Raw genomic sequence first — 13,313 nt, 5'->3', positions numbered from 1 at the left:
TCAGCAATGAGCAACAGTGATGTGCACAGCCGCCGGTTACAGGCCACGCCGCGTGGCGTGGGCGTGATGTGTGATTTCTTTGCGGCGAAAGCCGAAAACGCCACGCTGTGGGATCCGCAGGGGCGCGAATATATTGATTTCGCCGCCGGCATTGCGGTGCTCAATACCGGACACCGGCATCCCAGAGTGCTGGCGGCGGTACAGCAGCAGCTGGACTGTTTCACCCATACCGCGTTTCAAATCGTGCCGTATGAGAACTACATTCACCTTGCGGAGCGTCTGAATGCGCTGGTGCCGATTGCGGGCGCCGTGAAAACCACCTTCTTCTCCACTGGTGCCGAGGCGGTCGAGAATGCGGTGAAAATCGCCCGCGCAGCCACCGGCCGTCCGGGAATTATTGCCTTCAGCGGCGCGTTCCACGGTCGCACCAACATGACCATGGCGCTGACCGGCAAAGTCGTGCCTTATAAAACCGGCTTCGGCCCGTTTGCCAGCCCGGTGTTTCACGCGCGCTACCCCAATGCGCTGCATAACGTCAGCGTGCAGGATGCGCTCGACAGTCTGGAGACGATTTTCCGCAGCGACATCGCGCCACAGCAGGTCGCGGCCATCATCTTTGAACCGGTCCAGGGCGAAGGCGGATTTTATGTCGCGCCGTCAGCGTTCGTGACGGCGCTGCGTCAGCTGTGCGATCGCCACGGCATTCTGCTGATCGCCGATGAAGTACAAAGCGGCTTTGCGCGCACCGGCAGGCTGTTTGCCAGCGAATATTATGAGGTGCAGCCGGATCTCATCACGCTGGCGAAAAGTCTGGCAGGCGGGTTTCCGCTGTCGGCAGTGAGCGGCCGGGCCGCGGTGATGGATGCACCAGAGCCGGGCGGTCTGGGCGGCACTTATGCCGGCCATCCGCCGGCGATTGCCGCCGCACATGCGGTGCTGGATATTATCAGCGAGGAAAACCTGTGCGCGCGTGCACAATGGCTCGGTACGCAGCTGGCGGAAGCGTTGAACGGCGCCGGCTGCCGTGCGCTGGCCGAGGTGCGCGGCTATGGCTCGATGATGGCGGCGGAGTTCCATGACGCCAGCGGCCGGCCCTCGGCGGAGATCGCCAAAGCAATTCAGCAGCAGGCGCTGGACGAAGGATTGATTCTGCTAACCTGCGGCGTGCACGGTAACGTGATCCGCTTTCTTTATCCGCTGACCATTCCCGACGCGCAGTTCAGCACGGCGCTGAACATTCTCACCCGCATTCTCAGCCAGCATTAAACACAAAAGGCACCGTTACGGTGCCTTGCTGTGGAAGCGCAGGAATCAGGCTTCGCTGCTTTGCTTACTGCGCACCGCGTCACTGTTGCGGCTCAGCCACAGCGACAGCGCTTTCAGTGAATCATCGGTGAATTCATCACAGCGGGCGGTGATCTCTTCCGGCGTCATCCAGAATACTTCATCCACTTCCTCTTCCTGCATGGCAAACGGACCGTGTGACACGCAGCTGAACAGCCCACCCCACACGCGGCAGTGCTGATCTTCGAAGTAGAATTTGCCGTGCTCGGCGAACGGGACATCAGCGATGCCAAGTTCCTCTTCCGCTTCACGACGCGCGGATTCCAGCAGATCTTCACCGCTTTGCACCACGCCGCCTGCGGTGGCATCCAGCATACCCGGCATGAAATCTTTGCTCTCGGTACGCCGTTGCACCAGAATTTTGCCCATGCCATCGTGCACCACGATGTAGGTAGCGCGATGGCGCAGACATTGCGCACGCATCTGCGCACGGCTGGCCTGCGCAATCACTTCGTTCTCTTCGCTAACGATATCCACCCACTCGATACCGTCACCTGCCGTTTGATCCACCATCCGGTAACCCTTTCTCTGTTTTCGGCGTGCCCAGCACGCGCCTGTTTGCGATGCTTTATTAGAATGAGCGCTAAGGTAAAGTGTTCTTTTCGCCGCCGCAAGGTTTTAGCGTGCTTTACCCGACTCGGCCAGCCACAGCTGCACCGAGGCGCGCTGCCACTGGAATTCGGCATAGTGCTGCAGCTTCACCGGCAGCGGATCGCCGTGCAGCGCCAGCCGGTTAATCATTACCGCCAGATCGGTATCGGCAATCGACCATTCGCCAAACAGGTTCTGTTGGCCGTCCGGCAGCAGGCGCTGTACCGCCGCAATCAGTTTACTCGCCGCCTGTTCGCCAGCGGGCGTGAGCGGCGCAAAGCGTTCGCCGGCAAACAGCACTTCAGTGGGACGCTCCGTGCGCAGCGCCAGCAAATCGCTGCGCAGCCACGCCTGCACTTCGCGCGCGTGTGCTCGTTTTTCGCGATCGCGCGGATAGAGGCGTTCGAACTCCGGTGCCGGAAAACGTTCTTCGAGGTATTCGGCGATGGCCGAGGATTCATTCAGGCTGACATCATCAATTTGCAACGTGGGTACGCGGCAGGTTAGCGACAGGCCGCGGTATTCGTCATCCAGCTGCGCATTGCGCGACAGGTCAACGCGCTTAATCGTAAAGGGAATGCCCTTCTCGGTAAGCGCAACATAAACTGACATGGCATACGGGCTAAAAAAACAGGAATCGGACCACAAGGTAATGGCGGGATAGTTCATCAGCTGCCTCGGCTAAGCGTCAGGTGTGCATCATGTTTACCGATTTTTTCCGGCTAAGGCAATGGCGTGCTGGTCCGATGTTTCGCCGCAGGACCACGGCAAACTGACCGTTTTTCTTGCTAAGCGTAAGCGCGGTCACGCCGCCTCTGCACTTCTCTTCTATGCTCAATTCAGAGCAGAAAACCAATGACAGGGAGACAAAACATGAACCTGCTTATTACCGGTGGCACCGGCTTAATCGGCCGCCATCTGATTCCGCGCCTGCTGCAGCTGGGCCATCAGGTGAATGTGGTGACGCGCGACGTGGCGGCCGCGCGGGAAAAGCTCGATGCGCGCGTGCTGCTGTGGTCCGGCCTGAATCAGCAGTCGGATCTCAATGCCATTGATGGCGTGATCAATCTGGCCGGTGAGCCGATTGCCGACAAGCGCTGGACCGAACAGCAGAAGCAGCGCCTGTGCGAAAGCCGCTGGCAAATCACTGAGCAGATCGTCTCGCTGATCCACGCCAGCAGCCATCCGCCGCGCCTGTTGATTTCCGGCTCGGCCACCGGCTTTTACGGTGATACCGGCGATGTGGTGGTGACCGAGGACGATCCCGGCCACGAGGAGTTCACCCATACGCTGTGCGCCCGCTGGGAGCAGCTGGCGTTGAAGGCGCAAAGCGAGCGCACCCGCGTGTGCCTGCTGCGCACCGGCGTGGTGCTGGCGCGCGAAGGTGGTGCGCTGAGCAAAATGAAGCTGCCGTTTAAACTCGGCGTCGGCGGGCCGATTGGCAGCGGCAAACAGTATCTGCCGTGGATCCATGTGGACGATCTGGTCAACGCCATCCTGTGGCTAATCGACAACGATCAGTTGCAGGGCCCGTTCAACATGGTGGCGCCTTACGCGGTGCGCAACGAGCAGTTCGCCGCCACGCTGGGCCACGTGATGCACCGTCCGGCCTTTATGCGCACCCCGGCCAGCGCCATTAAGCTGATGATGGGGGAATCGTCAGTGCTGGTGCTGGGCGGCCAGCACGTGCTGCCGAAGCGGCTGGAGGAGTCCGGCTTTGGTTTCCGCTGGTACGACTTGCAGGAAGCGCTGCAGGATGTCGCCGGTTAGCGAATCCGCTCAGACTTCAGTCAGGCCACGGCGGGCGTGAGGCAAAGCTGCTGGAGAAAACGCGCCGTTAACGGTCGGGTATCCTGCCTGCGCCAGACGGCATACAGCACGATCTCCAGCGCCAGATCGGGTAGCGGCATCAGCACAACGTTATCCGGTACGATGCGCGCCAGGCTGTGCTGGATCAGCGTGAAACCCAGCCCGGCTTCGACACAGGCAAGCGCGGCCAGCGGACCATTCACTTCAAAACGAATATCCGGCTGAAAGCCAGCGCGCTGGCAGGCAGCCAGCAACCGCACCCGCGCGGCAGGGTTGAGATTTTCCTGGTCGGCAATCCATGCGCGGCCATGCAAATCTGCCGGCACCGGCGCGCTCAGCGCGCTCGCTTTCGGCATCGCCAGCAGCACCGGTTCGGTCGCGATCTTCTTATGCAGAAAATCCGCGTCGTCGTGCGGCAGCGTATGCACAATGGCAATATCGATCGCCCCCGCCTCTAACCGGGCAATTTGCTGTGCGGAACGTAACGCATGCAGCCGGACATCGACGCCAGACCCCGGCGCCAGCCGTGCCAGCGCGGCGGGCAGCAGGCGCGAGTGAATAGCGGCCTCCACATAACCAATATCCAGCCGCCCGGCATCGCCCACCTGCAGATGCTGCGCATACTCTTTTAGCCGTTCGTGATGCTGCAGAAAGGGCGTCACTTCGGTGAGTAAACGTCGGCCCTCGTCCGTCAGGCGCAGGCGTTTCTTTTCCCGGTGAAACAGCACCATCCCCAGCTCGCTTTCCAGCTGCTGAATTTGCCGGCTAAGCGGTGACGGCGAAATATGTAACCGTTCCGCCGCCTGGCCAATATGCTCCAGCGCAGCGACGGTGGCAAAGGCGCGCAAAATTTTGATGTCCATGACAATTTTGGTCTCAACTCAGTCGAAAATGACGCTAGGCACGTGCGCTATCTTAGCGTCATTATCGCGTTAACAGCCACCGACAGATGATTATTATCGCGCAGAGAGTAAGTCGCTGCGGAAATTGCCCTTTTAACCTGAGCGAATAATTAACGCACTGAGATCATCATGAGCCAGAAAATATATTCACGCACCATCGGGAAATATCGGGTCAGCGCCATCAGCGATGGCACCATGCAGGCGAACCTGAATTTATTAACGGATATTCATCAGGATAACGCGACCCGCATGCAATCAGAGGCAGGAATGACACAGCCCGGTGAAATCCATGTGTATTGTTATCTGATTCGCGGTCAGGGACGCGTGATGCTGGTGGATACCGGCATGGGAAAACGCGATGCGCACAGCGGCGAATTACTGGCTCATCTTCAGCGCGCAGGCGTAACGCCGGACGACATCGACACCCTGTTATTAACCCATGCGCATCCTGACCATATTGGTGGTTTACTGGACAGTGCGGGCCAGCCCGTATTTCGCCATGCGCAACTCTGCCTCAGCCATACAGAAGCAGCTTTCTGGCAGGATGACGCGGCGCTCAGCCAGCTGAGTGAACGCGCGCAGTTAAACGGCGCATTGTTGCGGCGTACGCTGCAGGCTTATGGCCCGCGGCTGCAGCTGATGACCGATGAGGAGATCAGCCCGGGAATTCGTGCGCTGCCGTTACCCGGTCATACGCCGGGCCACTGTGGGTTCAGCATTGAGTCAAACGGCGACAGTCTGCTGATCTGGGGCGATATTGTTCATTACCCACATATCCAGCTGGCCTGCCCGCAGGTTTCCATTGCCTTTGATATTGATCCCGTCATGGCCAAAACGACGCGCCGGCGTATTTTGCAGCAGGTCGCAGCGGCAAATACGGTTATTGCCGGCATGCATATTGGTGCGTCTGGCTTTGCCAGAATCGTGGCGCTGGCGGATGGCGGTTATACCGCCAGTTATTTGTCAGTGTGTCACAATGGTGAAGTGAACGAAGAATGACAGTATAAATAACAGGCGGATTTGCGGCAACATAAAACCTGACTCTCCGCCTGTTATCACTCACGCCTGCTTCGGCTGACCGTTTGACGCCGTCAGACCGCCATCGACCGGCAGGTTAACGCCGGTGATATAACGCGCGTCGTCGCTGGCGATGAAAGCAATCGCGCTGGCGATATCTTCCGGTTCACCGGCGCGGCCCAGCGGAATACGGTCATAGAAGCGTGCGAGCAGCGCCTCGTCGTTTTTCATCTCTTCGGTGAGATCGGTAAAGGTAAAGCCAGGGCAAACGGCGTTAACGCGCACGCCGTCCGTACCGTAATCCATGGCCAGCGCGCGGGTAAAATTGGTCACCGCGCCCTTAGCGGCGTTATACACGCTCATGCCCCAGTCGCCGCCCAGTCCGGACACCGACGAGGTATTCACCACGTTGCCTTTACTGCTGAGCAGCGCCGGCATGAAGAAGTGGGTGCAGTAAAACACGCCGTCGAGATCGGTGCTCATCAGCGACTTCCAGTCCGCTATCGACACTTCGTGAATTTTGCCCTGCACGATACTGCCGGCATTATTCACCAGCACATCCACGCGCCCAAACTGACGCTGCACCTGCTCTGCCAGCTGTTTAACCTGGTCCGCATCGCCAACGTCGCAGGGTGCCACCAGGTGATTATCCCCACTCAGCGTGCTCCGTACCTGTTCCAGCTTGTCACGGGTTCTGCCCACCAGCACCACGTTTGCGCCTTCACTGGCGAAGCGCTGCGCCGCTGCGGCACCAATGCCGGATCCGGCTCCGGTGATCACCACCACTTTCTCTGCAAAGCGCGACATATTTCCTCCTGGTTATTTCGCGGTTGAAACGATTAAGCCTGGCAGCCAGCGCGCTGAGTTCAAGCGAAGCCTGCAGATTTAACGTGGCGCTTAGTTCAGGAAATAACCGACGGATTATCAAATAGTGCACTTTTTTGTACGGTTATTGGTCGCCGCCATCCAGCCCGTCTACAGTTAACACTCGCCACTAAAATTTACAAAAACTTAAGAATCTGGCCTGTTGCGCCACGGCGTAGCGCGGGCCGGCGGTCTTTTTTACTCTGTCTGGAAGCGATAATGAAAAAACGAGCCAAAACCCTGCCCGGTGTCACACGACGCCAGGTACTGACCTGGTCCACGCTGAGCGTCGCCGCCGGCGTCACCCGCGCCGCCGATGCCGTCTCCCTCAAGGGCGCACCCGGCTGGACGCCCTTCGCCGATAACCCACCGGAACAGTTCCAGGCTCAGGGCTGGCTGTTCTTCACCGATGAAGAAGCGCGCACCGTCGAAGCCATGGTTGACCGCATTATCCCGGCAGACGAGCTGAGCGTGGGCGGCAAAGAAGCTGGCTGCGCTGTCTTTATCGACCGCCAGCTGCACGGCTTTTATGGCACCTTCGAGCGCCTCTACATGCAGGGCCCGTTTCAGCAGGGCACCACCGAGCAGGGCGACCAGTCGCCGCTGGTGCCGCAGCAGCGCTATCGCCAGGGGCTGGCGGCGCTCAACCGCTACGTGCAGCAAACCTCGCAAAAGAACTTTGTCGATCTGACGCCAGCGCAGCAGGACGCGCTGCTGGCAGACATGGAAGCCGGAAAGGTGCACTTCAGCGGCTTTGATGCGCAGTCGCTGTTTCTCGAGGTGCTGAACAACACCATGGAAGGCTTCTTTGCCGATCCGATCTACGGCGGCAACAAAGACATGGTGTCGTGGAAGATGCTGGGCTTTCCCGGCGCGCGCTATGACTATCGCGAATACGTTGAGCGCCACAACGAAAATCTGGGCTTAGAGCCGATCAGCATTGCGCAATGGAAAGCACGGGGATAAATGATGAAGAAATTACCGAAAACCGATGTGGTGGTGATTGGTCTCGGCTGGGCCGGATCGATTATCGCCAATGAACTGGCCGACGAAGGCCTGGACGTGATCGGCATTGAGCGCGGCCCGTGGCGCGACACCGCGCGCGACTTCAATATTGGCACCGTCACTGACGAACTGCGCTACGTGATGCGCGAAGAGCTGATGCTGCGCACCCGGCAGAACACCTGCACCATGCGCAACAATCCCTCGCAAACCGCCCTGCCGATGCGCACCTGGGGCTCGTTCCATCCGGGCAACGGTACCGGCGGCGCGGGCAACCACTGGGCCGGCATCACCTTTCGCTTTCAGCCGGAAGAGTTTCGCCTGAAAAGCCATCTCACCGAACGCTACGGCGCCAGCGCCATTCCGGATGAGCTGGTGCTGCAGGACTGGGGCACCAGCTGGGAAGAGATGGAGCCGCACTACATGCAATTTGAGCGCGTGGCCGGCACCTCCGGTTACGCCGGTAATATTCAGGGACAGAAACGCACGGGCGGCAATCCGTTCGAAGGTGCACGGTCGGCCGACTACCCGACGCCGCCGCTGCGCCAGCCCTATGGTCCGACGCTGTTTGCCGAAGCAGCGAAAAATCTCGGCTACCAGCCGTTTCCCGTGCCCTCCTCGCTGGTTTCCGAGGCGTACACCAATCCGTATGGTGTCACTATGGGCCCCTGCACCTTCTGCGGCTTCTGCACCAACTACGGCTGCGCCAACTACTCGAAAGCCAGCGCCATCACCACCGTGCTGCCGGCGCTGATGCGCAAAGAGAACTTTACCGCGTATACCAACTGCGAAGTGCTGGAAGTGCTGACCGACGCCAGCGGCAAACAGGCCACCGGCGTCACTTATATTGACTCCTCCGGCGATCAGTGGGAACAGCCAGCCGATCTGGTGATCGTCGCCGCCTTTACCTTTGAAAACGTGCGCCTGATGCTGCTGTCCGGCATTGGCCAGGCGTATGATCCGGTCACCAACAAAGGCACCACCGGTCGCAATTACGCCTATCAGACCGCCAACGGCGTCACGCTGTTTTTCGACAACAAAAACTTCAACCCGTTTATCGGTGCCGGCGCGGTGGGCATGGGCATTGATGAATTCAATAACGATAATTTTGACCACAGCGGTCTGGGCTTCTTCGGCGGTGGCAGCATCCGCGTGACGCCTATTGGCTCGGCGCCGATTGGCTACCGGCCGCTGCCGCCCAACACGCCCAAATGGGGCTCAAAGTGGAAGCGCGCACTGAAAGACAACTATCTCAGCACCATGTCGATTGGCTGCGAGGCCAGCAGCTACACCACGCGCACCAACTACCTGTCGCTTGATCCCAATTACAAAGATCCGCACGGCCGACCTCTGCTGCGCATCACCTTCGATTTTGCGGCGAACGATCTGAAAATGGCGCAGTACTGCACCGGTAAAGTGGCGGAAATCGCTAAATCGATGAACCCACGCGAGATGATTGTCAAACCGATGACCGGCCACTGGAGCAGCGTGCCGTATCAGTCGTCGCACGTGGTTGGCGGCTTTATCATGGGCAGCGATCCCTCAACCAGCTCGGTCAATAAACATCTGCAGGTGTGGGATGTGCCTAACCTGTTCGTGGTAGGCGCGTCAGCCTTTCCGCAGAATCCAGGCTATAACCCGACCGGCACCGTCGGTGCGCTGGCGTTCAAAGCGGCGCATGCGATTCGTCACTACTACCTGCAACGTCCCGGGGAGATGATTACCGCATGAAAACACGCCTCTCTCTGTGCGCTGCCGCGCTGCTGCTCACCAGCTTTGTATCTCACGCCCAGCCGGAATACGATCAGTACGCGCGCGGCAGCTATATCGCCACGCTGGCGGACTGCACCGCCTGCCACACCGCCGACCCGCAACAGCCGTTTGCCGGTGGCGTCAGGTTGCAGACGCCGTTTGGTACGCTGGTCGGCGCTAACATCACGCCGGATCGCGAAACCGGCATCGGCAACTGGCGCTATGAAGATTTCCGCCGCGCCATGACCGAGGGCATCGGCCACGGCGGCAAGCGGCTGTACGGCGCGATGCCGTTCACCGCGTACACCAAAATGTCGGATAAGGATCTGCAGGATTTGTGGGCATGGATGCAGACGCTGCAGCCGATACACCACCCGGTCGAGACCAATCAGCTGCCCTTTCCTTTCAACATCCGCACCAGCCTGATGGTGTGGAACTGGATCAACTTTGACCGTGGCGCGTTCCAGCCGGACGCCAGTCAATCCGCTGAGTGGAATCGCGGTGCGTATCTGGTGCAGGGCGCGGGCCACTGCGGCACCTGCCACACGCCGAAAAATCTGCTGGGCGGCGATAAAAACGGCGCGTTTCTGCGCGGCGAACTGGTCGAAGGCTGGATGGCACCGGACATCACCGCTGACAATCACAGCGGGCTGGGCAAATGGAGCCAGCAGGATATCGTCAGCTACCTGCGGACCGGCGTGAACCGTTTTGATATCGCTTCCGGTCCAATGGCCGACGCGGTGCGTCACTCCACCCAGCACTGGCGCGATGAAGATCTGCAGGCGGTGGCGGTGTACCTGAAAAGCGGGGAATCGCGTGATGAGCAAGCGCCCGCCGCACTTGCCGCGACGGACGATCGCATGAAGCTGGGCGCGCAGATTTATGCGGCGAAGTGTTCAGCCTGCCACAGCCCGGGCGGCCGCGGTGAGAAGAATATCTTCCCGCAGCTGGCGGACAATCCGTTGCTCAATCAGGAGGATGCCACCTCGCTGATTCGGGTGGTCGCCGCCGGCAGTCGCGGTGTCGATACCGATGCCCGCCCCACAGCACCGGCGATGCCGGCCTTTGCCGGTACGCTGGGTGATGAGGAGATCGCGGCGGTGGTCAGTTATATCCGCAACAGCTGGGGAAATGCCGCCGCACCGGTGAGCGCTGACGACGTGAAGAAAGTGAAACAGAAGCTGGAATAGCGCCGTGTCAGCACCGGCAGCCCTTGCTGCCGGTGCTGACAGGTTGACACTCAGCTGCGCTGCTGCGCAACCGACGACTTCACCGCTGACGCCTCTCGCGTGTGCCCCGGCTGCGGCACGCGGATGATAAAGGTCAGCACGCCGGCGAACAGGTAAAGCGCGGTATAAGCCCACACCACCCCGACGATATCGAAGAACGGCAGCAGCACTGAAGCAATCGCCGGGGCCACAAAGTTACTCAGGCCAGCCGACAGGTTGTAAATCGAGACCGCCGCGCCCTTGTGATGCGGTTCCAGCGTCGGAAACACTGCGGTCATCGGCACAAACGCAGCGACAAAGATCCCCAGCATGATCGCCGGAATCAGCGCCACCCAGAAGTTATGCCCGGCATACAGCGGCAGGTAGTAAAACGCCAGGCTGGAGATCGCCATACCGAGACAGCCGAACCAGCGCACCTGGCGGATCCAGCCCAGCTTCTCACCGGTAATGCCCCAGAAAATATTGGTAAAGATGGTGACAAAGAAGAACACCGCCCAAATCTGCAGCCATTCGGAGATGGTAAAGCCGAGCCGATCGACAAACAGCAGCGGCATGATGATGGCAAAACCAAACAGCGACAGCGTATTGATGATGCGAATCAGGCAGGCATAGAACACATGCTGGTTGGTGAACAGAATGGTCACGGCACGCGACATCTCCGTCATCTTATCGCGCAGCGGCAGATTAACGCGGGAACGATCTACCGGCACGTTGCGCAGGCTGAAGTAGGCCAGCACGCCGCCGCACGCCACCCAGACAATCGCCAGCCATAAGGTGCCGGTTTCGCCCAGCATCGGGATGGTCAGGCTCGGCAGATAGCTGCCCACCACGCCAATCCCCACGGAATACATCGCCCAGAACCAGCCGGTGGCGGCGGCCAGCTTGTCACGCGGCAGCACCTGCACCAGCATCATCATGAACGAGTAGATAAACAGCGGATAGGCCAGCCCGCGAATGCCGTAGAACAGCACCATCAGCGGATAATTACGCAGCCCGAGCCCCAGCGACATAAACAGCGCATGCATGACGATCCACAGCACAAAGCCAATCATCATGGCGCGCTGCGGCGTAATCAGTTCCGCCACCACGCCGGAAGCCCACGCCGCCAGCGCGGCGGCCAGACCGTAAAATGTAAACACTACCGCCGACTGAGCGGGGGTAAAGCCCATATCAGTGATGTGGCGCGACAGGAACGCCATTTCGAAGCCGTCGCCGGCCATAAAAATGGCGATGGCCAGAAAGCCCCAGAACATCTTTTTCGGTAAGCCAAACCAGTATGCGTTCGATTGCATGACAATCTTCCTTCCGTTCGCTAATCCGATCAGGCAGGCAGCAACGCGCGCGCCTGCTGTTGTTGTACATAGAGTTCACGGAACAGGCGCAGCCGCTGCTGCAGCACGGCCCCGCGCGCCGCATCGGGCTGATAGCGCGCCTGCACCGGCGGCTTCAGGCACACGTCTGCCTCACTGCCGCCGTCGGCCAGCCACGCCAGCCGTGCCGCACCCAGCGCACCGGAGGCGCTGGCCGGATGGGTCACTATCGGCAGCTGCAGCACATCGGCAATCAGCTGCGCCCACAGCGTGCTGCGCGCGCCGCCGCCGGTCAGGCTGCACTGCTGAATCTGCTGCTGCGTATCGCCCAGCACCGCCAGGCCATCCGCCAGGCCAAACGCCACGCCCTCTATTACCGCGTAGCCGAGCAGCGCGCGCGGCGTTTCGTGACGCAGATGGAAAAATGCCCCGGTCGCCTGCGGATCGTTGTGCGGCGTGCGTTCACCAGAGAGATATGGCAGAAACAGCGGCGCCTGACGCAGTTGCTCCGCGCTGAGCTGGGCCATTTCGTCCATCAGCTGGCTTTCGGTGACCGACAGCAGATTGCACAGCCAGCGCAGGCAGCTGGCGGCGCTGAGCATCACGCTCATCTGATGCCAGCGTCCCGGCAGCGCATGGCAGAAGGCGTGCACGCCGGATTGCGGATCGGCGCGCAGCCGATCGTTAACCACAAAAATCACGCCAGAGGTGCCGAGCGAGATAAAGGCATCACCCGCATTGACCGCGCCGACGCCCACCGCCGACGCGGCATTGTCGCCGCCACCGCCGGCCACTCTCACCGTGGCGGCTAAGCCCCATTCGCTGGCCAGATCGGCGCGCAGCGTAGCGCTGACCGCGCTGCCCTCAACCAGTTCGGGCATCTGCGCGCGCGTCAGCCCGCTGATCGCCAGCAGTGCGTCAGACCAGTCGCGCTGCGCCACATCCAGCCACAGCGTCCCGGCGGCATCCGACGGCTCGCTGACAAAGCGCCCGGTCAGACGCCAGCGCAGGTAATCCTTCGGCAGCAGCACCTTGTCGATGCGGCGGAAGATTTCGGGCTCATGTTCCGCCACCCAGCGCAGCTTTGGCGCGGTAAAGCCGGGCATGATCAGGTTGGCGGCGATCGCCATCATCTGCGGATGTTGCTGACGCAGCGCCTCACACTGCGCCGCACTGCGCGTGTCGTTCCACAGAATGCATGGCCGCAGCACCTCACCGGCGGCATCCAGCAGCACGGCGCCGTGCATCTGACCGGAGAGACCGATGGCGCGAATCGCGGCCCACGCGTCCGGTGCCTGCTGGCGCAGCCCGGCAATCGCCTGACCACACGCCTGCCACCAGCGCTCGGGCTCCTGCTCCGCCCAGTGCGGATGCGGGCGCTGCACGCTGAGCGTGGCGTGATTCGACGCCACGATTTCGCCCTGCGGGTTAACGATCAGCGCTTTGAGTTCAGAGGTGCCAATATCAATGCCGAGATACATGATGTACGCTCC

Annotated in this window: 12 protein-coding genes; 6 read left to right on the top strand and 6 right to left on the bottom strand. The window is 60.4% G+C overall.

Features of this window, described 5'->3' with window-relative positions; all coding sequences use genetic code 11:
- Positions 1-6 precede the first annotated feature (6 nt).
- Positions 7-1,266, top strand: a complete 1,260-nt coding sequence (locus tag MXF20_RS10210) for a 4-aminobutyrate--2-oxoglutarate transaminase (protein WP_325969157.1) — start codon at positions 7-9, stop codon at positions 1,264-1,266.
- Positions 1,267-1,311: 45 nt separating this feature from the next.
- On the opposite strand, the gene yfcD is transcribed toward MXF20_RS10210, so the two are convergent.
- Entirely contained in the window at positions 1,312-1,857 is a 546-nt protein-coding gene (gene yfcD, locus MXF20_RS10205; RefSeq protein WP_021509200.1) for an NUDIX hydrolase YfcD, read from the bottom strand.
- 105 nt (positions 1,858-1,962) lie between these two features.
- Positions 1,963-2,604, bottom strand: coding sequence for a glutathione transferase (yfcF, locus tag MXF20_RS10200; RefSeq protein WP_325969156.1), 642 nt, complete (start codon positions 2,602-2,604; stop codon positions 1,963-1,965).
- Between the two features lie 204 nt (positions 2,605-2,808).
- On the opposite strand from yfcF, the gene MXF20_RS10195 reads away from it, so the two are divergent.
- Positions 2,809-3,705, top strand: a complete 897-nt coding sequence (locus tag MXF20_RS10195) for a TIGR01777 family oxidoreductase (protein ID WP_325969155.1) — start codon at positions 2,809-2,811, stop codon at positions 3,703-3,705.
- A gap of 20 nt (positions 3,706-3,725) precedes the next feature.
- Here the strand turns inward: MXF20_RS10195 and MXF20_RS10190 are convergent, their stop codons facing one another.
- Complete coding sequence (locus tag MXF20_RS10190) at positions 3,726-4,607, bottom strand: LysR substrate-binding domain-containing protein (protein ID WP_325969153.1); 882 nt, start codon at positions 4,605-4,607, stop codon at positions 3,726-3,728.
- 168 nt (positions 4,608-4,775) lie between these two features.
- Here MXF20_RS10190 and MXF20_RS10185 point away from each other — a divergent pair, with 168 nt between their 5' ends.
- Positions 4,776-5,645 (top strand): MBL fold metallo-hydrolase, encoded by an 870-nt coding sequence (locus MXF20_RS10185; protein ID WP_325969151.1) that lies wholly within the window; start codon positions 4,776-4,778, stop codon positions 5,643-5,645.
- 60 nt (positions 5,646-5,705) lie between these two features.
- On the opposite strand, the gene MXF20_RS10180 is transcribed toward MXF20_RS10185, so the two are convergent.
- Positions 5,706-6,470: an SDR family oxidoreductase gene (locus MXF20_RS10180; protein WP_325969150.1), complete on the bottom strand. Its 765-nt coding sequence runs from the start codon at positions 6,468-6,470 to the stop codon at positions 5,706-5,708.
- Positions 6,471-6,746: 276 nt separating this feature from the next.
- Between MXF20_RS10180 and MXF20_RS10175 the strand changes: the two genes are divergently transcribed.
- Genes MXF20_RS10175 through MXF20_RS10165 form a run of 3 tightly spaced genes read left to right on the top strand, consistent with a single transcriptional unit; the run spans position 6,747 to position 10,471 of the window.
- Entirely contained in the window at positions 6,747-7,493 is a 747-nt protein-coding gene (locus tag MXF20_RS10175; RefSeq protein WP_325969149.1) for a gluconate 2-dehydrogenase subunit 3 family protein, read from the top strand.
- Positions 7,494-9,260: a GMC family oxidoreductase gene (locus MXF20_RS10170; RefSeq protein ID WP_325969148.1), complete on the top strand. Its 1,767-nt coding sequence runs from the start codon at positions 7,494-7,496 to the stop codon at positions 9,258-9,260.
- On the top strand, positions 9,257-10,471 hold the full coding sequence (locus tag MXF20_RS10165) for a cytochrome c (RefSeq protein ID WP_325969146.1): 1,215 nt from the start codon (positions 9,257-9,259) through the stop codon (positions 10,469-10,471). The genes MXF20_RS10170 and MXF20_RS10165 overlap by 4 nt, the downstream gene beginning before the upstream one ends.
- A 50-nt stretch (positions 10,472-10,521) precedes the next feature.
- Here the strand turns inward: MXF20_RS10165 and MXF20_RS10160 are convergent, their stop codons facing one another.
- Together MXF20_RS10160 and xylB are read right to left on the bottom strand one after the other, a co-directional pair.
- On the bottom strand, positions 10,522-11,802 hold the full coding sequence (locus tag MXF20_RS10160) for an MFS transporter (RefSeq protein WP_325969145.1): 1,281 nt from the start codon (positions 11,800-11,802) through the stop codon (positions 10,522-10,524).
- 29 nt (positions 11,803-11,831) lie between these two features.
- Positions 11,832-13,301 carry a xylulokinase gene (gene xylB, locus MXF20_RS10155; RefSeq protein ID WP_325969143.1) on the bottom strand — a complete coding sequence of 490 codons (1,470 nt, stop codon included), beginning with the start codon at positions 13,299-13,301 and terminating at the stop codon, positions 11,832-11,834.
- Between the last annotated feature and the right edge of the window lie 12 nt (positions 13,302-13,313).

The sequence above is a fragment of the Pantoea dispersa genome (assembly GCF_035783935.1).
Taxonomy (GTDB): Bacteria; Pseudomonadota; Gammaproteobacteria; order Enterobacterales; family Enterobacteriaceae; genus Pantoea; species Pantoea dispersa_C.
The sequence above is the reverse complement of the archived record's forward strand: the minus strand, read 5'-3'. Positions and strand labels throughout refer to the sequence as shown.

Excerpts from the sequence above, each read along its gene's own strand:
- MXF20_RS10170 (WP_325969148.1), top strand. The coding sequence starts at position 7,494 with ATGATGAAGAAATTACCGAAAACCGATGTGGTGGTGATTGGTCTCGGC.
- yfcD (WP_021509200.1), bottom strand. The coding sequence starts at position 1,857 with ATGGTGGATCAAACGGCAGGTGACGGTATCGAGTGGGTGGATATCGTT.
- MXF20_RS10195 (WP_325969155.1), top strand. The coding sequence starts at position 2,809 with ATGAACCTGCTTATTACCGGTGGCACCGGCTTAATCGGCCGCCATCTG.
- MXF20_RS10185 (WP_325969151.1), top strand. The coding sequence starts at position 4,776 with ATGAGCCAGAAAATATATTCACGCACCATCGGGAAATATCGGGTCAGC.
- MXF20_RS10165 (WP_325969146.1), top strand. The coding sequence starts at position 9,257 with ATGAAAACACGCCTCTCTCTGTGCGCTGCCGCGCTGCTGCTCACCAGC.
- MXF20_RS10210 (WP_325969157.1), top strand. The coding sequence starts at position 7 with ATGAGCAACAGTGATGTGCACAGCCGCCGGTTACAGGCCACGCCGCGT.
- MXF20_RS10180 (WP_325969150.1), bottom strand. The coding sequence starts at position 6,470 with ATGTCGCGCTTTGCAGAGAAAGTGGTGGTGATCACCGGAGCCGGATCC.
- MXF20_RS10175 (WP_325969149.1), top strand. The coding sequence starts at position 6,747 with ATGAAAAAACGAGCCAAAACCCTGCCCGGTGTCACACGACGCCAGGTA.
- MXF20_RS10160 (WP_325969145.1), bottom strand. The coding sequence starts at position 11,802 with ATGCAATCGAACGCATACTGGTTTGGCTTACCGAAAAAGATGTTCTGG.
- MXF20_RS10190 (WP_325969153.1), bottom strand. The coding sequence starts at position 4,607 with ATGGACATCAAAATTTTGCGCGCCTTTGCCACCGTCGCTGCGCTGGAG.
- yfcF (WP_325969156.1), bottom strand. The coding sequence starts at position 2,604 with ATGAACTATCCCGCCATTACCTTGTGGTCCGATTCCTGTTTTTTTAGC.
- xylB (WP_325969143.1), bottom strand. The coding sequence starts at position 13,301 with ATGTATCTCGGCATTGATATTGGCACCTCTGAACTCAAAGCGCTGATC.